Below are 22,752 nucleotides of genomic sequence, written 5' to 3'. Positions count from 1 at the left end.
ACGCTCCGGCAGCCGAATCTCCTCCCCCCGATCGGCTGCGTCACGGGACGCAGTGCCGGAGCGAAGTTTCCGTCGTCCACCGGGTACAGCGAGAATCTGGAGTCACCTTGAAACCTGCAATCGAAGAAGCCGTGGCCCGAGCCATCGAGATCATGCACGAGAACATCGGCGAATTACTGACCATAGACGATATGGCAGAGGCGGCCATCTACAGCAAATTCCACTTCTCCCGGGAATTCCAGCGGGTGACCGGGGTCTCACCGAGACGCTTCCTGTCCGCCATTCGCATCGAGGCCGCCAAGCGCCTGCTCCTCGAGACGGACTGCACCGTGACCGAGATCAGCCACCGCGTCGGCTACAACAGCGTCGGCACCTTCAGCTCACGGTTCGCCAGCAGCGTCGGCACCTCGCCCACGATGTTCCGCCAGTTACGCGGCTTCACCAACCACATCGAACTCGACACCCGGCGCTGGAACCAGCCGACGGAACTCGCCACCGTCCGCGGCGAGATCCGGGCGTGCGACGCCGAACGACTCGGCCGCGTCTTCGTCGGACTCTTCCGCACCCGCATCCCCGAGGGCCGGCCGGCCGCCTGCGCCGTGCTCCCCCGCCCCGGCTCCTTCCTCCTCGAACACGTGCCGGCCGGGACCTGGTACCTGCTCGCGCACTCCGTCCCCGCCTCCTGCGAGGAGGTCCTCACCGACGAGGCCTCCGTCGGCTCGGTCGGCCCCATCGAGATCAGGACGAACGTCCCGGTGGATCCCCTCGAACTTCACCTTCGCCCCGTGCGCGCCCTCGACCCACCGGTCCTGCTCGCGCTGCTAGATGTCCGGGCAGCGGCCATCTCCAGGAACAGCGAGCTACGCGAGGCCGGCTGAGCGGGTGCCGGGAAACACGGCGTACGGCCCGGAACTCCGGCTCCGGGCCGTATACCTGACGGCCCATCAGGCGTGCGTGACCGCCACGGGGGGCTTCCTGACGCCGTTCACGCAGTCAGGACGGAGGCGCGCTTCTCGATCCGGTCGTCGTCGACCTCCTCCGGGTTCACGAACCTCGCGGAGGCGAAGGTCTCGGCGTCCCGGTCGACGCGGGCGATGCCGGCGCGCCCGATGGCCGTCCAGTGGCACCCGGAGGACACCGCCCACGAGGACCCGGCCCAGCAGCGGCTCTTCGACGCCCTGGTGCGCGCCGCCCGCAGCGCGGTCCGAGCCCGGCGACCGCCGGTCAGCGGCGGGCCCGCCGGCCGCTGCGGCGGGGGGCGGGCGCTCCCTCGTCTCGCCGTCGCCGGACCGAACACGGCCTGAGCCGCCGGTCCGGGGGCTCCGGACCGGCGGCTCAGGCATCTTGGTCGGCGGGGTCCGCGACACCGGCCGCGGAACCGCGCGGGACGCTCAGGCCCGTCGCCGCACCGCGATGAACACCGCGCCCAGCACGCACGCGGCGGCGGCGGTGACGTAGGCGAGGTGGTAACCGGCGAGCTGGTCCTCGGTGGTCGCGGCGACCAGCACCAGCAGCGCCACGCCCACGCTGGCGCCGATCTGCTGGGTCACCACGTTCACCGCCCCGGCGACGGCGTGCTGCCGCTCCGGGACGCCGGAGAGGCCGGCGGAGGTCATCGAGGGGAAGTTCAGCCCCTGACCGATGCCGCTGACCACCAGTCCGGGCAGCACGTGCAGCAGGTAGTCGCCGTCCTGCGGCGTGCCCAGCCACAGCCCGGTGCCCACCCCGATCAGGACGAGGCCGACGGCCATCAGCGTCCGGGGGGAGTGTTTGGCGAGCAGCCGGCCGGTGGCGAAGTTGGCGGTGAGGAACACGGCCAGGGACATCGGCACCAGGGCGATGCCGGACTCGAACGGCGAGTAGTGCAGCATCCCCTGGAGGTACAGCGGGGCGAAGAACAGCATCCCGACCGAGCCCGTGTACTGGAGGAACGCCGCCAGGCTCGCCTCCCGCACCGCGTTGGTCCGGAAGAGGCCGAGCGGGAGCACCGGGTCGGCGGTGCGGTGCTCCCGGACGACGAACAGCACCAGGAAGAGCACGGCGGCGGCGAGGACGATCCACGCCGAGGCACCGCCGGTACTCACGCCGACGACGAGCAGGGTGAGGCCGAGCGTGCCGGTGATCGCGCCGGGCAGGTCGAGCCGGCCGCGGTGGCCGGCGCCGTCGGGCAGTCCGACGCGCGTCGCGGCCAGCACCCCGAGCCCGAGCAGCACCGAGAACCACAGCACCGAGCGCCAGCCGAGGAACTCGGTCAGGACGCCGCCCAGCAGCACCCCGCCGCTGAAGCTCGCGGCGCCGACGGCCGCGTACACCCCGAAGGCCCGGTTGCGTGCCGGACCGGCCGGAAAGGTGTCGGTGAGCAGCGCCAGCGCGGCCGGGCCCGACAGGGCGGCGCCGATGCCCTGCGCGGCTCTCGCGCCCAGCAGGGTCGCGGTGTTGGGGGCCGCCGCGCCGACCAGTGCGGACACGGTGAACAGCGCGACGCCGACCTCGAACACCCGCCGCCGCCCGAGCACGTCGGCCAGTCGGCCGCCCACCAGCAGGAAGCCGGCGAAGGTGACGGCGTAGGCGGTCATGACCCACTGGAGCGTCGTCTCGCCCAGGTGGAAGCGCTCTCCGACGGACGGCAGGGCGGCGTTGAGCACGCCGAGGCCGCTCACGTCCAGCGCGAGTGCCCCGGCCAGCACGCCGAGTGCCAGTCCCGGCCGGCGGACCGGGGCGGCCGGGGCAGGTCCGGGTAAGGAGTTCTCGGCATCGGTCGACGCCGCGTCAAATTTGTCAACTGCCATGCGGACAGCTTGCATTGACCACTCATCCGCTGTCCACTCCGCCCCGGCCCGCAAAACGGCACTGAATGGTACCGTCCCAGGAGATCGAATCGGACACTTTGTCGATCAAATCTCGCCACTGCCACAACCGGAGCACGAAGTGCGCAATCCTGGAGTCGAGAAGCTCCCCACCCGAACGCGCGGATGAAACAGCGCTGCCAGAATCCCGGCAGCGAGAATGCGCGACAGCTCCGCCGGCGCGGCGCCGTGAGCGCCGGTGAGAATTCCACAGTGAGCCGCTGATCCGCGATCACTCCGGTCACCTCGTAGCACCCTGCCCCCCACACGCGTTGGCGAGTCACGCGATCGGCGCTCCGTTCCTCCCTCCTGCCACGAGAGGAGCAGTGCCGCACGACCGCAGGCCTAGGCATGTCATGTACAGGCCTATACCTGAGGTGCTCCTTCGTGGCCGAATTCCCCCCACCTGAAAGAACCGCCAGTCCCCCCCTGCGAACGATCGGCTGTGAAGCTCCAACCGTCCATTCCATCCGCCCTGTCGAGGGAGTCGCCATGCCCCAAGAGCGCGCAGCGCGAGACATATCCGCCGTCACGGATTTCCTGCTATCCCGCTTCGCCGAGCTACTGGACGTCTCCGCGAACTCCGTGGACCGGTGGGCACCGATGCACCGGTACGGACTGGACTCCCTGAAGTCGGTGAACCTCGCGGCCGCCCTGTCCGAGTTCCTCGGCCGGCAGGTCCCGGCCACCTTGATGTGGCAGTACCCGACCGTCGACGGGCTGGCCCGCGCCCTGGTCGACGGTCCGCGGGCCGCGGAGCCCGCCCGGAGCACCGAACGCCGCTCTCCCACGCACGAGCCGGTCGCGATCGTGGGCATCGGCTGCCGGTTCCCCGGCGGGCCGGACCCGTCCTCGTTCTGGCGGCTGCTGACCGAGGGCGGCGACGCCGTCGGACCGGTGCCGGCCGCACGCCGCGAGCTGCTGAACGACCGGGTGCGCTGGGGCGGGTTCATCGACGACATCGACCGCTTCGACCCGCTGTTCTTCGGCATCTCGCCCCGCGAGGCCGTCCAGATGGACCCTCAGCAGCGCCTGGTCCTGGAGCTGTCCTGGGAGGCCCTGGAGGACGCCGGCATCGCGCCGAACAGCCTCGTCGGCAGCGACACCGGCGTGTTCATGGCCTCCTGCTGGGGCGACTACGCCGCCCTGGCCCACTACCGCGGCCCCGACAGCCAGATCACCCCGCACACCGCGACCGGCATGCACGACGGCATCATCGCCAACCGCGTCTCCTACGTCCTCGGCCTGCAGGGCCCCAGCATGGCCATCGACTCGGCCTGCGCCGGGTCGCTCGTCTCGGTGCACGTGGGCTGCCAGTCGATCTGGCTGGGCGAGAGCGACCTGGTGCTGGCCGGCGGCGTGAACCTGAGCTTCGTCTCCGACTACTACACCGCCATGGACCAGATGGGCGCGCTCGCCCCGGACGGCCGCTGCAAGTCCTTCGACGCCCGCGCCGACGGCTACGTCCGCGGTGAGGGCGCCGGCGTCGTCGTGCTCGCCCCGCTGAGCGTGGCGCTCGAACGCGACCTGCCGGTGTACTGCCTGATCAAGGGCAGCTCCTCCAACAACGACGGCCCCAGCAACGGCATGACGGCGCCGAACCCCCAGGCCCAGGAGAAGATGCTCCGCACCGCCTACCAGCGGGCCGGCATCGCACCCCACCTCGTCGACTACATCGAGTGCCACGGCTCGGCGACACCGCTCGGCGACCCGATCGAGGCCAACGCCATCGGCGCCGTCCTCGGCGGCGACCGCGCGGAGCCGCTGCGGCTCGGCTCCGTCAAGTCCAACGTCGGCCACCTGGAGGCGGCCGCCGGCATCGTCGGCCTGGTCAAGCTCGCGATGTCGATGCGCAACGGCGTGCTGCCGCCGAGCCTGCACTTCAGCGCGCCGAACCCGCAGATCCTGTTCGACGAGTACAACCTCACCGTCCAGGACCGGCTGGAGCCGTGGCCGCGGCGCTCCGACGCCCGGCGCGGCGGCGTCAGCTCGTTCGGGTTCGGCGGCTCGATCTGCCACCTCGCCGTCGAGGAACTGCCGCGCCCCGAGGCCTCGCTGCTCCTGCTGGCCGCGGACTCCCCCGAGGAGCTGGCCGAGCGGGCCCGGGCGGTGCGCGACGCGGACGACCTGCGCGCGCTCTGCCGCCGCACCCCCGGCGACGGCCCGTTCCGGCTCGCCGCCACCGCCCGCGACATGGCCGAACTCCGTGGCAGCCTCGACGCCTTCGGTACCGGCGCGGACGCCCCCGGACTGAGCGTCGGGGAGGCCGGGAAGGCCGGCCGCAGGCCGCGGGTGGCGTTCCTGTTCTCCGGCAACGGCTCGCAGTGGGTCGGCATGGGCCGTCAACTGCTCGCCGGCCAGCCCGTGTTCCGCCGCTCCATGATGAGGTCCGACCGGCGGATGCGGGAGCTGCTGGGCTTCTCGCTGGTCGAGCAGCTGCTCGACCCCGACGGCCGCCTGGACGACATGGACGTCTTCCAGCCGCTGCTGTTCTCCCTCCAGGTCGCGCTCGCCGAGACCTGGCGCTCGCTGGGGGTGGAGCCGGACGTCGTGGTGGGGCAGAGCGTCGGCGAGTTCGCCGCCTCCCACATCGCCGGAGCCCTCGACTTCGAGGACGCCTCCCGGCTGGCCGCCCACCACGGCCGGCTCCTCCAACTGCTGGCCGTGGGCCGCGGCGAGGGCATCGTGGTGATGACCCCCGCGGAGGAGGTGCTGCCGCACCTGACCGGCGGGCTCACCCTCTCCGGCCGCAACGGCCTCGGCTCCACCCTCGTCACCGGCACCCCGCAGGAGATCGACGACCTCGTCCTGCGGCTGACCGAGGCCGGCGTCACCAGCCACCGGGTGCGGATGGGCCACGCCCCGCACTCCGCGCTGGTCGACCACGTCCTCGCCCCGCTGAAGGCCGAGCTCGACGGCATCCGGCCCCGGTCCACCCGCATCCCGATGATCTCCACCGTCACCGGCGAACTCGTCGACGGCGCGGAGCTCGGGCCGGACTACTGGGCGGACAACCTGCGCCGGGAGATCCGGATGGTCGACGCCCTGACGGCCCTGCGCGGCCACGACGTCGACGCGGTGGTCGAGCTCAGCCCGCACCCCCTCCTGCTCAAGTCGGTCTCGGAGATCCTCCCGGCGGCGGCCACCCTGCCCTCCCTGCGGCGCGGCGCCGACGAGGCCGCCACCCTGCTCGGCTCACTCGGCGCCCTGTACACCGCCGGACTCCCCGTCGCGGCCCACCCGTTCCTGGCCGGCGACCGGGGCCGCCACCTCGCGCCGAGCCCCGGTGACGCCGCGGCCGACGGGCAGCTGCACCTGGTGCCCGTCACCGCCCGGACCGCGGACGCGCTGGCCGACACCTGCCGCGAGCTGTCCAACCACGTCGAACGCGACCCGGCCCTGCGGGTGTCCGACCTCGCCTACACCCTCTCCGCCCGGCGCAGCCACCACGGCCACCGGATCGCGCTGTTCGCCCGCGACCGGCAGGACGTCCTGGACGGACTCGCCCGGGTCGCCGCCGGCCGGCCGCACCCCGACGTCGTCACGGGTACGGTCTCCGGGAACGCCGACCGGCGGGTGGCGCTGGTGTTCTCCGGCGGCGGCACCCAGTGGGTCGGCATGGGCCGCGAGCTGCTGCGCTCCCACGCCGGCTTCCGGGCCCGGATGACCGCCTGCGACGCCGCCGTCCGCGCGGCCGGCGGGTTCTCGGTGCTCGACCTGCTCGCCGCCCCGGCCGAGGAGGCCAGGTACGAGGAGATGGACTTCCAGCAGCCCGTGCTGTTCGCCCTGCAGGTCTCGCTGGCGCAGGTCTGGCTCGACCTGGGCGTCGAGCCGGCGGCCGTCGTCGGCCACAGCCTGGGCGAGGTCGCGGCCGCCTGCGTGTCCGGCGCGCTGTCCCTGGAGGACGCCGCCCGGGTCGTGGTGGCCCGCTCGCACCTGCTGGAGCGCAAGGCCGCCGAGGGCGCCATGATCTCGGTCGACCTGCCGGAGGAGGAACTGCGGCCCCGGCTCGCCCCGTACGCCGAGCACGCGGCCGTCGCCGTGGTCAACAGCCCCACCAGCGCGGCGGTCTCCGGGTCGCCCGAGGCCGTCGACGCCCTGGAGGCGGACCTCCTGCGGGACGGGGTCTCCGTCCGGCGGATCCGGGTCGAGCGGCCGGTGCACAGCCCCGGCATGGACCCGCTGCTCGAGCCGCTGCGCGCGGCCATCGACGGCATCACCCCGCTGACACCGGGCATCCCCTTCCACTCCACCGCCCTGGCCGACACGGTGAACCCGGTCACCGACGTCGACTACTGGGTGCACAACCTGCGCAACCAGGTCCGCTTCGCCGAGACCATCGGCGCGCTGGTGGACCGGGGCGTCACCACCTTCGTCGAGATCGGCCCGCACGAGACGCTGCGCGGCGCGGTCGAGGAGATCGGGCTGTCCCGCGGCACCGAGGTGCACGCGATCAACTCGCTGCGGCGCGGGGAGAGCGACGTCCGCTGCCTGCTGGGCGCCGTCGCCTCGCTGTACGTCAGGGGGCTGCCGCTGAGCTTCGACTCGCTGTTCGGCGACGACGTCGAGGTCGTGGAGACCCCGCTCGTCCAGTGGCAGAAGGAGCGCTACTGGATCGACACCGAGCCCCGCCGCGAGGCCGCGCCCGCCCCGGCTCCGGCGGTCGAGACCGCGGCGGCGAGCATGGCCGTCACGGCTCCCGTCGAGGCGCGGCCGGTCGAGAGCCCGGCGGCGGCGGACCGGCCGGTGGCGGAGGTCGTCCTCGCCGAACTCGCCGACGCGCTGGGCGTACCGGTGAGCAGGTTCGACACCGCGGCCGGCCTGCGCGACTTCGGCCTGGACTCGATGCTGGCGATCCGCCTCGTCAACAGGCTGCAGGCCGTGCTCGGGCACCGGGTGTCGCCGGTGGTGTTCCTGGACGGGCGCTCCATCACCGAGGTCGTCGCCCACTTCGTCGGGCTCACCGCCGGACCGGCCGCACCCGCTCCGGCACCCGCCGGCGCCACCGCCGTCCCCGCCGGCCCCGTCATCCCCGCTCCCGTCACGGCTCCCGTCACCGCTCCCCCGGCCCGGCCGGACCGGAGCTTCCTGGCGGACCTCTCCGAACTGGACGCCGAGGAGCTGCTGGAGGAACTGGACGCGCGCGGGCTGCTGGAGGCCACCGACGCCCCGGCGCTGGAGCAGCTGCGCGCCGACGGCCTCGGCCTCGACGTGGCGCCGGCCTCGCACGGCCAGGCCTCGCTGTGGTTCATGCAGATGGTCGCGCCGGACGCCGTGCCGTACAACTTCATGGTGACCGCCCGGATCCGGGCCGCGGTCGACGAGGAGGCCCTGGAGCGCGCCGTCCTGGCCGTGCTGGACCGGCATCCCGCGCTGCGCACCGTCTTCGTGGAGGCGGGCGGCAGCCCGTACCAGGTCATCCTGGACGAGCCGGTGTACGAGTTCCTCGTCGTGGACACCGCCGACCTGGACGACGAGCAGGCCCGCGAGGAACTGGCCGGGTACGGGCACGAGCCGCTGGACCTGGACAACGGGCCGCTGGTGCGGATCGTCCTGATGCGGCGCGGCCCCGCCGACCACTACCTGCTGGTGCTCGTCCACCACATCGCCTCGGACGCGGCGTCGGCCGACGTCATGATCCGCGAGATCCAGGAGTACTACGAGGGCGCCGACCCGGCCAGCAGCGCGCCGGTCGCCCCGTACACCGAGTTCGTCGCGTGGGAGCGGCAGTGGCTGGCCGGGCCGGCCGCCGAGGCGGCGCTGGACTGGTGGTCGCGCAAGCTCGCCGACCCGCCCGCCCACCTCGACCTCTCCGACAAGGAGCGGCCGCCGGGCGTCACCTACGAGGGCCGGGACGTCGCGTTCCGCTGGAGCGCCGAGGAGACGCGCCTGCTGCGGGAGTTCGCGGTGCGCGAGGGCGTGTCGGTGAGCACCGTCGTGCTGGCCGGGTTCTTCGCCACGCTCAACCGCGCGGTCGGCACCGAGGACTCGGTGCTCGCCACCGCCATCGCCCAACGGGCCGAACCCGGCTGGGAGTCCGCCATCGGCTACTACCTCAACACCGTGCTGGTGCGGGCGAACCCGACCGCCGACCGCAGCTTCCGCGAGCTGCTGCGCGAGGTCCACGCCTTCTCGCTGGGCCTGCTGGAGCACATGAACTACCCCCTCGACCTGCTGGCCGCCCAGCTGAAGCCGCCGCGCGCGGAGGGCCGCTCCCCGTGGTTCGACGTGGTGGTGAACTGGCTCTCCTCGGACGCCTTCCCGCGCTCCGTGAAGCTCTTCCACGGCGTCGGCGACACGCTCACCCCGGACGGCGCGCTGCCGCTCGAACCCCTCCAGGTCCGCCGGCACCTCGCCAAGTTCGACCTGGAGATCTCGATGGCCGACATCGACGGCCGGGTGGCCGGCCACGTCCAGTTCAAGCCCGCCTACCTGGAGCGGCGGACCGTGACGGCGCTGCTCTCGCTGTACCGCACCGTGCTCTTCGACTCGATCGCCCGACCCGACCAGGCCCTCGGCGCCGTCGCGCCGGCCGGCCTCCCCAAGGAGACGGACCGTTGACCGAAACCCTGCACTCCGAGTTCATCGCCCAGGCCGTCAAGAACCCCGACGCGACGGCGGTCCACTCCGACGCCGGCGTCCTGAGCTACGGCGAACTGAACGAGCGCTCCCGTGAGTTGGCCGAGCGGCTGGCCGCCGACGGCGCGGGCCCCGGCGTCCCGGTCGGCATCTGCGTCGAGCGCACCCCCGACCTGCTCGTCGCCGTCCTGGCCGTCCTGCGCACCGGCTCCTGCTACCTGCCGCTGGACCCGAACTACCCCGCCGACCGGCTGGCCTTCATGGTCCAGGACAGCGGGACCCGCCTGCTGCTCACCACGCCCGCGTCCCGGGCCAACTGCCCGCCCGGCGCGACCGTCGTCGTGCTCGGGGACACCGTGACGACCGAGCCCGGCGCGAAGCCGGTGGCGGTCGTGCCCGAGGACACCGCGTACGTCATCTACACCTCGGGCTCCACCGGCCGGCCCAAGGGCGTGGCCGTCCGGCACGCCGGCGCCGTGGCGATGCTCGCCGCGATGGACCGGGTCCTCGAAGGCTGCGACCTGAGCGGCGTCTCGGCGGCGAGCTCGATCTGCTTCGACATGTCCGTGATGGAGGTCTTCAACGCGCTCTGCCGCGGCGGCGCCGTCGTGCTCGTCGAGAGCGCCGTGCACCTGCCGGAGAGCCGGTACGCGGACCGGATCACCCACCTGACCGTCGTCCCGTCGGTCATGAACGGCCTGCTGGACGCCGGCGCCCTGCCGCCGAACGTGCGCTCGATCGTGTTCGGCGGCGAGGCACTGCGCCGCAAGCTGGTGGACCGGGCCTACCGGGAGACCGGCGCCGTACGGGTGTTCAACGCCTACGGCCCCACCGAGGGAACCGTCTTCTGCTCCTTCGGGCTGGTGCCCGAGGACGGCACCGACGAGCCGACCATCGGCCCGCCGACCGCCGACGCCGTGGTCCACGTGCTCGACGGGAACCTGCGGCCGGTGGCGCCCGGCCGGCCCGGCGAGCTCTACCTCGGCGGCGTCGGCGTCGCGCACGGCTACGTCAACCGGCCGCGCACCACCGCCGAGCGCTTCCTGCCGGACCCGTTCCGCGAGGGCGGGCGGATGTACCGCACCGGGGACCTCGTCGAGTTCACCGAGAACGGCGAACTGCGTTTCCTCGGCCGCTCCGACCACCAGGTCAAGCTGCGCGGCTACCGGATCGAGCTGGAGGAGGTCGAGGCCCGGCTGACCGCCTGCCCCGAGGTCCGGGAGGCGGCCGCCGTCGTGCGGGGCAACCGGCTCGTCGGCTACGTCGTGCCCGCGGGCGACGGCGCGACGCAGGACGGCACGGCCCCGGGTGGCGCCGCCCAGGACGGCCCCCGGCTGGATGCCGCGCTGCAGAGCGCCGTCACCGGCCGGCTCGCCGTCGAACTGCCCGACTACATGGTGCCCGCGACCCTCGTCGTCCTCCCCGCCCTCCCGCTGGGCCCGGGCGGCAAGCTCGACCGCGACGCGCTGCCCGAGCCGCCGGCCGCCTCCGGCGGTCCGCTGACGGCCGCCAGTACGCCGACCGAGGTGGCGCTGTCGGAGATCTGGGGCCAGCTGCTCGACCTCGAACCGTCGGCCATCGACGTGCAGTCCGCCTTCTACGACCTCGGCGGCGACTCGCTGCTGCTGGTCCGCCTCGCCCGGCTGATGACCCGGCGCTTCGACCGCCGCGTCCGCGTGCCCGACCTCTTCAGCTTCCGCGACATCGCCTCCCTCGCCCGCTGGCTGGACGACGAGAGCGGCGCCACCCCCGAGGTGGTCGAGTCCGCCCGCCAGCGCGCCAGTGCCCGCCGTGCCGCATTGCGCGGCCGTGGCGGCGGCGCGGCCGCCGGACGCTGAGCACCCCCTGCCCCACCCGAAGCCAACGAAGCCGAAGAAGCAGGAGCCTTCCCATGACCGACAGCCCCGAGCAGGAGTACGACCCGGGTGACGTGGCCGTCATCGGCATGTCCCTGCGGGCGCCAGGCGCCCGCACCAAGGAGGAGTTCTGGGACAACCTCGTCCACGGCCGGGAGTCCGTGTCCTTCCTGACCAAGGACGACATCCACGTCGACGAGACGCTGATCCACAGCCCGTTCTACGTACGGGCCTGCGGCGTGCTCGACACGTACGACAAGTTCGACCCGTCGGTCTTCGGCATCAGCGACCGGATGGCCGCCAGGATGACGCCGGAGAACCGGCTGTACCTGGAGAGCGCGTGGGAGTCGCTGGAGGACGGCGGCTACGACCCGGACCGGCTCAAGGCCGAGGTCGGCATGTACGGCGCCAACAACCCGCAGACCGCCGCGCAGTACAGCTCCCCGCCGGACCGGGTGTCGGTCGGCCCCGAGGCGATCGAGGCCAGCCTGGCGTGGTCGCCGGACACCATGACCTCCAACGCGCTGTACTACATGGGCCTCACCGGCGAGGCCGTCACCGTCGCCGCGGTCTGCGCGGGCTTCCACTACGCGGTGCACCTGGCCTGCCAGTCGCTGCTGCTCGGCCAGAGCGACCTGGCCATCGCCGGCGGCGCGCTGGTCCGCCTGCCGCACCCCCGCGGTCACCTCTGGGAGGAGAACCGCATCCTGTCGAGGGACGGCCACTGCCGCCCGTTCGACGCCAACGGCACCGGCACGGCGCTGTCCAGCGGCGTCGTCACCGTGCTGCTGAAGCCGCTCGGCCGGGCCGTCGCCGACCGCGACCACGTCTACGCCGTGGTCCGGGGCTCGGCCGTCAACAACAACGGCGTCAGCGCGATGGCGTACGGCCTGGCCCAGCCCGAGCGGCTGAGCGCGTGCATCGCCGCCGCCATGGAGGTGGGCGGCGTCACCCCGGACACCGTGTCCATGTACGAGGCGAACGGGCTCGGCCTGCCGATGACCGACGAGCTCGAAGTGCACGCGGCGACCATGGCGTTCGGGAAGCAGACCGCGACCACCTCGATCGGCGGGGTCAAGGGCAACGTGGGCCACGGCGGCGTGGTGTCCGGCGGCTTCGGTGCCGTCAAGGCCGCGCTGGCGCTGTACCACCGGACCCTCCCGGCGACGATCAACCTGACGGAGGTCAACCCGGACCTCGACTTCCCCAGCACCCCCTTCGTGCCGCAGATCGAGGGCGCGCACTGGGATCCGGAGGCCGGCATCCGCCGCGCGGGCGTCACCTCGATCGGCGGCGGCGGCTACAACGCCCACCTGCTGCTGGAGGAGGCGCCGACGCCCGCCGAGCGCGCCCCCGAGGAGGCGGGCAGGCCGTGGCTGGCCACCCTGTCCGCCATGGACGACGACGCGCTGGCCCGTCAGCGCACCCGGCTCAGGGAGCGGCTGGAGGCCGACCCGGGCCTGCGCCTGGACGACGTCTGCTTCACCCTCAACCTCGGCCGCAAGGTGATGGCCCGCCGGTGGGCGGCCGTGGTCCGCAGCCGCGAGGAGCTGATCGCGGCGCTGTCCGACGACGGCGCCCGCGGCCCGGCCACCTCGACCGCCGCCGCCCCGCGGACCGACCCGGACGCCTTCTCCCGCACCGGCGACGGGATCGTGCCCGCCGGCCGGGACGCCGGGGCCCTCGCCGAGCTGGCCGCCGCCTGGGTGACCGGCCGGCAGGTGGACTTCGACGCCCTGCACCTCGGGGAGGCCGGCCGCCGGGTGCCGCTGCCCACCTACCCGTTCCAGCCCCGCCGGTTCTGGCGCACGGACTGGTGAGCATGAACGCGCCGACGACCACACCCTCCCTGGAGACCGTGGACCTGGGTGACCCGGCCACCTTCGCGGACCACGACCTCGACGGGTTCTGGCGCACCCTGCGGGACACCGCGCCGCTGCACTGGAACCCGCCGGCCGGCGGCCGCCCCGGGTTCTGGGTGCTCTCCCGCCACGACGACATCATGGCCACCTACCGGGACAACGTGAACTTCACGTCCCAGCGCGGCAACGTGCTCGTCACCCTCCTGGAGGGCGGCGACGCCGGGGCCGGCCGGATGCTGGCCGTCACCGACGGGCCCCGGCACCTGGAGCTGCGCAAGATCCTCCAGCGGGTGCTCTCCCCGAGAGTGCTCGACGAGGTCGCGCTGACCGTCCGGACCAACACCCGGCGGTGGATCCGCGAGGCCGTCGAGTCCGGCGGCTGCGACTTCGCGGAGCGGATCGCCAGCCGGATCCCGATGACCACGATCTCGAACCTGCTCGGCGTGCCCGAACGGGACCGGGACTACCTGCTCTCGCTGACCAGGACCGCGCTGTCGGCGGACGACGAGGACGTCGACGAGGTCGACTCCGAGATGGCCCGCAACGAGATCCTGATGTACTTCATGGACGTCGTCGAGGAGCGGCGCGAGTCGCCCGGCGAGGACGTGATCAGCATGCTGATCGGCAGCGCCATCGACGGGGTGCCGCTGTCCGACGAGGACGTCGTGCTGAACTGCTACAGCCTGATCATCGGCGGCGACGAGACCAGCCGGCTGACGATGATCGACTGCGTCCGCACCCTCGCCGCCCAGCCCGAACAGTGGCGGCGGCTCAAGCGGGGCGAGGTCGCGGTCGAGACCGCGGTGGACGAGGTGCTGCGCTGGGCCTCGCCCACGATGCACTTCGGGCGCAGCGTCGAGCGGGAGACCGAACTGCACGGCGTACGGCTGCGGCCGGGCGAGATCGTCACGCTCTGGCACGCCTCCGGCAACCGGGACGAGCGGGTCTTCGCGCAGCCCGGGGTGTTCGACCTCGGCCGCACCCCCAACAAGCACCTGGCCTTCGGCTACGGCCCGCACTTCTGCGTCGGCTCGTACCTGGCCAAGGTGGAGATCGCCGAACTGCTCAAGGCCCTGCGGGACTTCACCCTCGGGTTCGAGCAGACCGGCGAGGCGCTGCCGATCCGGTCGAACTTCCTGACCGGGTTCTCCACCATGCCGGTGCGCTTCGATCCCGACCGCTCCGGACTGGAGGCACCGACGGAGGCCTGAGGGACCGGCAACCACCCGACCAGCGACCGCGGGAGTGCGGATGAACATCTACATGTCAGGGCAAGGGGCGTTCGCGGTGCAGGTCGCGGAAGCCCTGCTGGACAACGGGCACAAGATCGTCGGGGCGGCCGCGCCCCGGCTGCGCAAGGGGAAGTCCGACGAGGGCGACGCGATGTCCTGGGACCGCCTGCGCGCCTGGGCGTTCCCCCGGGACATCCCCTGGACGGACTCGGCCGAACTGCGCGCGATGCACGTCCCGGACGGGGTGGACGTCATCCTCGCCGCGCACTCGCACGCCTTCCTCGGCCGCCGGACGCGGGCCAGGGCCGCCGTCGCCACCATCGGGTACCACCCCAGCCTGCTGCCGCTGCACCGCGGCCGGGACGCGATCCGCTGGACCGTCCGCGACGGCGACAAGGTGACGGGCGGGAGCGTCTACCACCTCACCGAACGCACCGACGGCGGCCCGCTCGCCGCCCAGGAGCACCTGTTCGTGCCGCCCGGCTCGACCGCGCAGAGCCTGTGGCGTGACCACCTGGCTCCGCTCGGCGTGCGGCTGCTGCTGAAGGTGGTCGCCGACCTCGCCGCGGACCGGCGGATCGAGGTCCCCCAGGACGAGCGGCTGGCGACCTGGGAGCCCGCGATGGACACCCAGCCGCTGTTCAAGCCCGAGCTCATCGCCCTGCCGGGCTCGGTGCGGGTCGACAGCGACAAGTGGGCGCTGCACGAGGGCTGAGCACCGCGCCGCACGAGAGCTGAGCACCGCGCCGCACGAGGGCCGAGCACCGCGCCGCACGAGGGCCGGGCACCGCGCTCCGCCTTCGACAACCGCATCGATCCGACCAACTCCACAGGTGTCCCCGGGTGTTCGGCACTCCGGGGGCACCTGCGCGCGTTCCGGCAGGTCACGCCACCCGGCTCGGCCGCCCCGCTTCAACAGCTGAGATGAATGGATCGGGCATGTCCATTCACACCACTTGACGCACCGTCATGGACGCGGGCAGACTCGCCTGGCGTCGATATCAGCTCATATGAATCGACTGGGTACTTCCATTCACGACAGCCGACGACCGCCTCTGCGCCGCGCCCCGTCCGCCCCGGCTCGTCCGCCCTCCGCATCCCAGGAGTTCAGCATGCCCTCGAAGACCCCGCCCGATGCCGCGGACACCGCCGCCCCCTGGTCACGCGTCGACCGCGCACCGCTGACCGGCAGCTGGTGGGCGCGCGGCCTGTGGCTGGCCGAGCGCCTGACCGCCGACGGCGAACCGCCCGCCCCGGTGCCCGACAGCCCGGCCGAGGGCAGCCTCGGCTGGCGCGCCGACCGCCGACTGGCCCGCTGGCGCTCGGCGTTCCCCGACCACACCCCGGACACCGCCGACACCCAGGCCCGGGCCCTCGGCATCGACCCGCCGCTGCTGCGCCGGCTGCTCGCCGAACACCCCGACAGCCTGGCCGCCCGGACCGCCAAACCGGACTGGGCCCGGTTCGTCGAGGACGTCATGGCGCGCGCCGCACACCGGCCGCCGGCGCCCGACGAAGCGCGCCACGCCGAGCCCGGCGACGAGCACCGTGGCGAGCCCGGCGACGAGCACGACGCGGCACCCGACGGCCAACACCAGCACGGCTTCGCCGACTTCGCGGTCCTCGTCGAGCCCTTCCTCGCCGAGGCCCACCGCCTGCTGGCGGCCTCCGCCGCCGGGAACGCCACCGCCGACCCGGCCGAGGACGCCCTCGCGGCGGTCCGGCGCTCGCTCACCGACGGCCTGCGGGAACAGCTGGTCTCCTCGCTCGGCCGCACCCTGGTCCTGGAACTCCACGTGGCCCGGCTCTCCGGCCAGTTGGCCGGCGACACCCCGCGCGAACGCTTCCGCTCCTTCGTCGACTGGCAGCGACAGCCCGAGCGGCTGGCCGCGCTCCTCGACGAATACGCCGTCCTGGCCCGGCTGTTGGCGTCCGTCACCGCGAACGCCGTCCACGCGCACCGGGAGTTCCTCGACCGCTTCACCGCCGACCGGCCGTCACTCGTCGAGCGGCTCTTCGACGGGCGTGACCCCGGCGAGCTGACCGAGGTCCGGATGGGCCACGGCGACGGCCACGAGGCGGGCCGCTCGGTCGCGCTGCTGACCTTCTCCTCCGGCGCCCGGCTGGTGTACAAGCCCCGGCCGCTGGCCGTCCACGAGCACTTCAACGCGGTGGTCGACTGGTACGACACCGCCCTGCCGGACCTCGGCCTGGACACGGTGGCGGTGTGGGACCGCGGCGAGTACGGCTGGATCGAGTTCGTGGAGCCGACGCCCTGCGCCGACCACGCGGCGGCCGAACGGTTCTACCACCGCCTCGGGGCGCTGCTCGCCCTGCTCTACGCGCTCGCCGCCACCGACTTCCACTTCGAGAACGTGATCGCCGTGGGGGAACAGCCGATCGCGGTCGACCTGGAGTCGCTGTTCCACGTGGGCGTGCCCCACCTGAGCGGCAGCCCGCTGGTCGACGACGACCCGGCGCAGCACCTGCTCGCCCACTCGGTGCAGCGGGTCGGGCTGCTGCCCTCGGTGCTGGTCGGCGACGGCGGCGCGGTGCTGGACGTCGGCGGGATGGGCGCCGACAAGGGCGCCGTGCTGCCCTTCAAGATGCCCGCCTGGGAGGACGGCGGCACCGACGGGATGCGCCTGACCCGGGTGCAGCGCGCCTTCGGCGGCAGCGCGAACCGGCCGAGCCTGGACGGCCGGGACGTCGACCCGGCGGACCACCTGCCGTCCCTTCGCGCCGGGTTCGAGACCGGCTACCGGACGATCGCCGCCCACCGCGAGGCGCTGCTCGCGCCCGACGGCCCGCTGGAGCGGTTCCGGGAGGACACCGTCCGCACCATCGTCCGCGCCACCCGCGTCTACGCCCACCTGCTGAGCGAGAGCACCCACCCGGACGTCACCCGGGACGCGCTCGACCGCGACCGGGTGCTCGGGCTGATCTTCGCCCAGTCCGCCGAGAACCCGGCGCTCCGGCCACTGCTGGCGCTGGAGGCCGAGGACCTCTGGAGCGGCGACGTCCCGCTGTTCCGCGCCGTCGTCGGCTCCCGCGACCTGCACACCCACCGCGGGCACTCGCTGCCGCGGGCGCTGCCCGAATCCGGGCTCGACCGGGCCCGGCGGATCATCGCCGCCATGGACGAGCACGACCTCGCCACCCAGGACTGGATCATCCGGGCGGCCTTCGCCGCCCGCGCCACCAACCCACTGGCGGGCGGACCGGAATCCGCGGCCACCGCCCGGCCGGCCCGGCCCGCCCCGGCCGACCCCGACCGCTCCCCCGCCGAGCGCGCCCTGAACCTCGCCCGGTCCGTCGCCGACCGCCTGATGGCCGACGCGCGCCACACCGGCGCACGGACCGGCTGGCTCGGGCTCGACCTGGCCCGGGACCAGTGGCGGGTCACCGCCCTGCGCGACGACCTGTACGGCGGCTACCCCGGCCCGGCGCTGTTCCTCGCCCAGCTCGCCTCCGTCACCGGGGAGGAGCGCTACGCGCAGTGGGCCCGCCGCGTCCTGGCACCGTTCCCGGAGCACCTCGCGCACGCGCTGCACCGCACCCCGAAGCGGACCTGGGGGGCGTTCGGCGGGCTGTCCGGCACCGCCTACGCGCTGGACTGCGCCGCCGTCCTGCTCGACGACCCCGCGCTGGCGCAGCCCGTACCAGAGCTGCTCACCGCGGCCGCCCACGGCCTCGACGACGACCGGCAGCTCGACCTGATCGGCGGCGCCGCCGGCTGCCTCGCCGTGGCCGAGGCCCTGGTGCGGCGGCACGGCCGCGCCGCACAGGACTGCGCCCGGCGCTGCGCCCGACTGCTGGTGGAGAAGGCCGATCCGCACCCCGGCGGCACCGTCGCCTGGCGCACCGCGCTGACCGGCGAGCGGCCGCTGCTGGGGCTGTCCCACGGCGCCGGCGGGATCGGCTGGGCGCTGCTGCGCCACGCCGCCCGCACCGGGGACGCGGACGCGCTGCGCACCGGGCAGGCCGCCCTGGCCTACGAGGAGGACGGCTTCGACCCCGAGCTCGACAACTGGCCGGACTTCCGGGAGCAGACCCCCAGGCCCTGGCAGGCCACCCCGCCCCCGGGCACCATCGCCCACGTGCACGCCTGGTGCCACGGCGCCCCCGGCATCGGACTGCTCCGGGCCGACCTGCCCGCCGCGGTCCGCACCCTGGCGAACGACCGGGCCCTGCTGCGCGCCGTACGCTCGACCGCCGCCTTCGGCCAGGACGGCAACGACAGCCTCTGCCACGGCGGTCTGGGCAATCTGGAGCTGTTCGCCGCGGCCGCCCGCGCCGGCGTCGCGCGGGCCGGGGACCACTTCCGGCGGACCCGCGACACCCTGCTGGCCGGGATCGAGGAGCGCGGCCCGGTCTGCGGCACCCCGGGCGGCATCCCCACGCCCGGTCTGATGACCGGCCTGGCCGGCATCGGCCACGGACTGCTGCGGATCGCCGCGCCCGACCACGTCGCCCCCGTGCTCCTGCTCGCGCCGCAGGAGGCCCCGTGACCTCCCCGTCCGACGCTGCCCGGACCCGCCCCCGGCAACGCGCCCACCGCGTGCCGCTGCGACTCCAGTTCACCCGCACCGAGTGCGCCGCGGCCTGCCTGGCCATGGTCCTCAGCCACTACGGACGCGACTCCACGGTGGCCGACTGCCGCCCGCTGCTCGGCGCCGGACGCGACGGCGCTTCGGTGGCCGTGCTCGTCGACGCGGCGCGGCGGGTCGGCCTGACCGTCCGCGTCGACCGCGGACCGGCCGCCCTGGAACGACCGCTGCGCGGCCCGGTGATCGCCTACCTGAAAACCCATCACTTCGTGGTCCTGGAACGGGTCGACCGCCGCTCCGTCCGGCTGGTCGACCCGGCCGGCGGACGCCGCCAGATCTCCCGGCGGGACTTCGACGAGCTGTTCGGCGGCGTGGCCGTCGCCCTGGAACCGGGCGAGCACTTCGAGGAGCGGCACACCCCGCTGCGCGACCGTCCGATGGTGCGCTACCTGCGGCGCTTCCTCGCCGCCCCGGGCGGCCGCTCGCTGCTCGCCCTGACCGCCCTGGTCACCGGAGGGCTGCAACTGCTCGGCCTGGCCGTCCCGTTGCTCACCCGCACCGTGGTGGACACGCTCCTGCCGCAGCACCGCACCGGCCTGCCCGGCCTGCTGGCGCTGTCCGCCGTCGGCATCGCCCTGCTCACCGGGCTGCTCACCGCGCTGCGCGCGCTGGCCCTGCTCGCGCTGCGCCGGCGCGGCGACCTGGTGCTGACCCGCTCCTTCGTCGAGCACCTCTTCCGGCTGCCGCTGCAGTTCTTCCTCGAGCGCGGACGCGGCGACCTGCTGATGCGCATGTCCAGCGTCTCCAGCACCCGGGAGACCATGACCCAGCAGCTGATGACCGTCGCCCTGGACGGCGTCCTGCTGGTCGGCTACCTGGTCGCCGTGGTGCTGCTGCAGCCGCTGTACCTGCTCGCCGTCGCCCCGCTGTTCCTGCTGCAGCTGTTCCTGGTCCTCCGGTCCCACCGCCGGCTGCGCAACCTCGCCCAACTGGAGCTGGTGGCGCGGGCGGAGGAGCAGAGCTACCTGGTCGAGGCGCTGGAGGCGATCCTGCCGCTCAAGGCGAACGGCGTGGAGGGCCGCGCCGTGGAGCACTGGCAGGAGCGGTTCACCCGCTACCAGGGCGCGATGCTGCGGCGCGGCCGGGCCACCGCCCGGCTCTCCGGGGCCCAGCGGGCGATGACCTCGCTCGGCCCGCTGCTGATGCTCGGCGTCGGCGCCTGGATGGTCATGACCGGCCGCTCCACCCTGGGCACCATGCTGGCCGCGAACAGCCTGGTGCTGTCCCTGCTGGCACCACTGGAGACCCTGTCCACCACCGGTCAGCTCTACCTCACCGTCAACGCCCAGGTGGAACGCCTCTTCGACGTCCTGGACGCACCCACGGAGACCGGCGGCGGGCTGCGACTCGCGTCGGACCGGGCCACCGCCGTCGACGTCCACGCACTGACGTTCCGCTACCAGCCGTCCGGGGCGCCGGCCCTCAGCGGGATCGACCTGTCCGTCGCCGCCGGCGGCAAGCTGGGCATCGTCGGCAGGACCGGCTCCGGCAAGAGCACCCTGGCCCTGCTGCTGCTCGGCCTGCTGCGGCCCGAGGAGGGGACGGTACGGCACGACGGCGTGCCGATCGACCGCCTCGACCTGGCCGACCTGCGCGCCCACTGCGGCGCCGTCCTCCAGGAGTTGAGCCTCTTCGGCGGCAGCATCAGGGACAACCTGACCCTCGGCCGGCCCGACGCCGAGGACGCCGAGGTGATCCGGGCCGCGCGGATCGCCGGACTGCACGAGGACGTGCTGGCCCTGCCGATGGGCTACGACACGCCCGTCGGCGAGAGCGGCTCGGCCCTCTCCGCCGGACAGCGCCAACGGGTCGCCCTGGCCCGGGCATTGGTGCACCGGCCCCGGCTGCTGCTGCTCGACGAGGCGACCAGCCACCTCGACCCGCAGACCGAACGCCACGTCGACGGCGCGCTCGCCGACCTCGCCGTCACCCGGATCGTCGTCTCCCACCGGCTCAACGCCGTACGCAACGCCGACCAGATCCTCGTCCTCGAACACGGCCGGATCGTCCAACGCGGCCGCCACGACGAGCTGATCGAGCAGGACGGCGTCTACCGCCTGCTGTTCGGCGCGGCCGACAGCGACGTACGCCCCGCCGCGAGCCACTGAATCCGACGGGCTCAATCCGACGGGCGCCCGACGCCCGTCCCCGGAACCCCGGTCGGTCACCCGGCCGCCCGGTCGCGCAACCACCCACCGAAAGGCAGGACCGCCATGACCGACGACAGCATCGCCCGCGCCTGGAAGGACCCGGAGCACACCGCCCGCGCCACCGCCCCCGCCCACCCGTCCGGCGAGATCGACCTCGGCCTGATGGTCGGCGGCCTCTCCGACGAGGAGGACGGCAGCGAGGCCCTCGGCAGCGCCGGCTGCTGCCCCACCTGGGCCACCGGCACCCACTGCTGACGGCCGAACCACCTCCACTCCCGGAACCCGAAACGGAAGGAACGCCATGAGCAACGAGGACATCGTCCGGTCCTGGAAGGACCCGGAGGCCGCGCACACCGCCCCCGGCCACCCGCTGGGCGAGCCGGACCTCAGCGCCCTCACCGGCGGCGAGCAGGAGATGACCATCTTCGACATGTGCAGCAACCAGACCGCGTGCGGCACCTGCGGCAGCCTCAGCTACGGCTGCTGCTGAGCGACCGAGACGGAGTCGAAACGATGAGCAACGAGGACATCGTCCGGTCCTGGAAGGACCCGGAGACGGCGCACACCGCCCCCGGCCACCCCCTCGGCGAACCGGACCTCACCACCCTCACCGGCGGCGAGGAGCAGATCACGATCTTCGACATCTGCGCCTCCATGCAGACCGGATGCGGCACCTGCGGCAGCTTCAGCGTCGGCTGCTGCTGAGCGACCAGGAAGGAGTCGAACGATGAGCAACGACGAGATCGCCCGGTCCTGGAAGGACCCGGAGACGGCGCACACCGCCCCCGGCCACCCGCTGGGCGAACCGGACCTGACCACCCTCACCGGCGGCGAGGAGCAGATCACCTACAACGACCTCTGCGGCGACACCGACCGGAGCTGGTGCGGCACCTGCGGCAGCTTCAGCTACGGCTGCTGCTGACCCGCACGCACCACCCCTCTCACAGGACGTCGGGTCCGGCCCTCCCCCGAGGGCCGGGCCCGCGTTCGTTCCGACGTTCGTTCGCGTGTTCGTTCCGGAGGACCGTTGCCGGGAGGTGGCGCCACGCCCGAAGCTACGATGGTTACCCGGCGGCCGGCCCCGTGCTCCAGCGTCGCCGTGACCGGAAGTGGCGGCGCAGGAGGCGGAGATGGCGGAAGCCGGGGCGAGCACGCTCGCCGAGAAGATCGAGACGTTGTTCCGCACGGTCCGGCGCCCCAACCGGGAGCAGTACAGCAACGAGGACGTGGCGCGCGCCTGTCGCGAGGCCACCGGCGAGACCTTCTCGGCCACCTACCTGTGGCAGCTGCGCACCGGCAAGCGCGACAACCCGACCAAGCGTCACCTGGAGGCGCTGGCGGCGTTCTTCCATGTCTCACCGGCCTACTTCTTCGACGACCGCCCCGAGGAGATCGTCGCCGAACTCGCCCTGCTGGAGGCGCTGCGGGACGCCGGCGTCCGGAACATGGCGCTGCGGGCGGTGGAACTCTCACCCGAAGCTCTGGACACGGTCTCCGATGTGATCGAGACTATCGCTCGCCGGGAGGCTGCCAGGGGCAAGCCCTCCCAGTGAGCACGACGTGGTGCCGCCGAGGAGGCACCCCGCGACGGTTGACCGGCCACGTCGGCCCCGGCGG

At 73.5% G+C, this 22,752-nt stretch carries 15 protein-coding genes and 1 pseudogene; 14 read left to right on the top strand and 2 right to left on the bottom strand.

Going from position 1 to position 22,752, the window contains the following annotated elements; genetic code table 11:
• Window positions 1–152: 152 nt before the first annotated feature.
• Window positions 153–878, top strand: coding sequence for a helix-turn-helix transcriptional regulator (locus tag ACGF0D_RS15530; protein ID WP_392916432.1), 726 nt, complete (start codon window positions 153–155; stop codon window positions 876–878).
• 107 nt (window positions 879–985) lie between these two features.
• Here ACGF0D_RS15530 and ACGF0D_RS15525 read toward each other — a convergent pair whose 3' ends face one another.
• Window positions 986–1,138, bottom strand: a complete 153-nt coding sequence (locus tag ACGF0D_RS15525) for a hypothetical protein (RefSeq protein WP_392916437.1) — start codon at window positions 1,136–1,138, stop codon at window positions 986–988.
• Between ACGF0D_RS15525 and ACGF0D_RS15520 the strand changes: the two are divergent.
• A pseudogene (locus ACGF0D_RS15520) lies at window positions 1,113–1,304 on the top strand (hypothetical protein); the annotation flags it as partial. The gene ACGF0D_RS15525 and the pseudogene ACGF0D_RS15520 sit on opposite strands and share 26 nt — an antisense overlap.
• 87 nt (window positions 1,305–1,391) lie before the next feature.
• Here ACGF0D_RS15520 and ACGF0D_RS15515 read toward each other — a convergent pair.
• Window positions 1,392–2,789 carry an MFS transporter gene (locus ACGF0D_RS15515; RefSeq protein ID WP_392916327.1) on the bottom strand — a complete coding sequence of 466 codons (1,398 nt, stop codon included), beginning with the start codon at window positions 2,787–2,789 and terminating at the stop codon, window positions 1,392–1,394.
• A 549-nt stretch (window positions 2,790–3,338) separates the two neighbouring features.
• Here ACGF0D_RS15515 and ACGF0D_RS15510 point away from each other — a divergent pair.
• From ACGF0D_RS15510 to ACGF0D_RS15455, 12 genes are all read left to right on the top strand, one after another.
• Window positions 3,339–9,407 (top strand): acyltransferase domain-containing protein, encoded by a 6,069-nt coding sequence (locus tag ACGF0D_RS15510; RefSeq protein WP_392916324.1) that lies wholly within the window; start codon window positions 3,339–3,341, stop codon window positions 9,405–9,407.
• Entirely contained in the window at window positions 9,404–11,263 is a 1,860-nt protein-coding gene (locus tag ACGF0D_RS15505) for an amino acid adenylation domain-containing protein (protein ID WP_392916322.1), read from the top strand. The genes ACGF0D_RS15510 and ACGF0D_RS15505 overlap by 4 nt, the downstream gene beginning before the upstream one ends.
• A 53-nt stretch (window positions 11,264–11,316) precedes the next feature.
• Complete coding sequence (locus ACGF0D_RS15500; RefSeq protein ID WP_392916319.1) at window positions 11,317–13,101, top strand: beta-ketoacyl synthase N-terminal-like domain-containing protein; 1,785 nt, start codon at window positions 11,317–11,319, stop codon at window positions 13,099–13,101.
• Window positions 13,102–13,103: 2 nt separating this feature from the next.
• Entirely contained in the window at window positions 13,104–14,354 is a 1,251-nt protein-coding gene (locus ACGF0D_RS15495) for a cytochrome P450 (RefSeq protein ID WP_392916317.1), read from the top strand.
• Window positions 14,355–14,394: 40 nt separating this feature from the next.
• Window positions 14,395–15,090 (top strand): formyltransferase family protein, encoded by a 696-nt coding sequence (locus ACGF0D_RS15490; protein ID WP_392870498.1) that lies wholly within the window; start codon window positions 14,395–14,397, stop codon window positions 15,088–15,090.
• Window positions 15,091–15,487: 397 nt separating this feature from the next.
• The gene (locus ACGF0D_RS15485) at window positions 15,488–18,886 is read left to right on the top strand and encodes a type 2 lanthipeptide synthetase LanM family protein (RefSeq protein WP_392916314.1); all 3,399 of its coding nucleotides are present in this window, start codon (window positions 15,488–15,490) and stop codon (window positions 18,884–18,886) included.
• Window positions 18,883–21,093: a peptidase domain-containing ABC transporter gene (locus ACGF0D_RS15480; protein WP_392916311.1), complete on the top strand. Its 2,211-nt coding sequence runs from the start codon at window positions 18,883–18,885 to the stop codon at window positions 21,091–21,093. The genes ACGF0D_RS15485 and ACGF0D_RS15480 overlap by 4 nt, the downstream gene beginning before the upstream one ends.
• A gap of 105 nt (window positions 21,094–21,198) precedes the next feature.
• Window positions 21,199–21,390 carry a hypothetical protein gene (locus ACGF0D_RS15475; RefSeq protein ID WP_392870489.1) on the top strand — a complete coding sequence of 64 codons (192 nt, stop codon included), beginning with the start codon at window positions 21,199–21,201 and terminating at the stop codon, window positions 21,388–21,390.
• 46 nt (window positions 21,391–21,436) lie between these two features.
• Window positions 21,437–21,625 carry a hypothetical protein gene (locus ACGF0D_RS15470; protein ID WP_392870486.1) on the top strand — a complete coding sequence of 63 codons (189 nt, stop codon included), beginning with the start codon at window positions 21,437–21,439 and terminating at the stop codon, window positions 21,623–21,625.
• A gap of 23 nt (window positions 21,626–21,648) precedes the next feature.
• The gene (locus ACGF0D_RS15465) at window positions 21,649–21,840 is read left to right on the top strand and encodes a hypothetical protein (protein ID WP_392870483.1); all 192 of its coding nucleotides are present in this window, start codon (window positions 21,649–21,651) and stop codon (window positions 21,838–21,840) included.
• Window positions 21,841–21,862: 22 nt separating this feature from the next.
• The gene (locus ACGF0D_RS15460; RefSeq protein ID WP_392916308.1) at window positions 21,863–22,057 is read left to right on the top strand and encodes a hypothetical protein; all 195 of its coding nucleotides are present in this window, start codon (window positions 21,863–21,865) and stop codon (window positions 22,055–22,057) included.
• Window positions 22,058–22,265: 208 nt separating this feature from the next.
• On the top strand, window positions 22,266–22,688 hold the full coding sequence (locus ACGF0D_RS15455; RefSeq protein ID WP_392870477.1) for an XRE family transcriptional regulator: 423 nt from the start codon (window positions 22,266–22,268) through the stop codon (window positions 22,686–22,688).
• Window positions 22,689–22,752: the final 64 nt, after the last annotated feature.

It is taken from the genome of Kitasatospora sp. NPDC048298 (assembly GCF_043201465.1).
Lineage (GTDB): Bacteria > Actinomycetota > Actinomycetes > Streptomycetales > Streptomycetaceae > Kitasatospora.
This window is presented reverse-complemented; position numbering and strand designations above follow the sequence as displayed.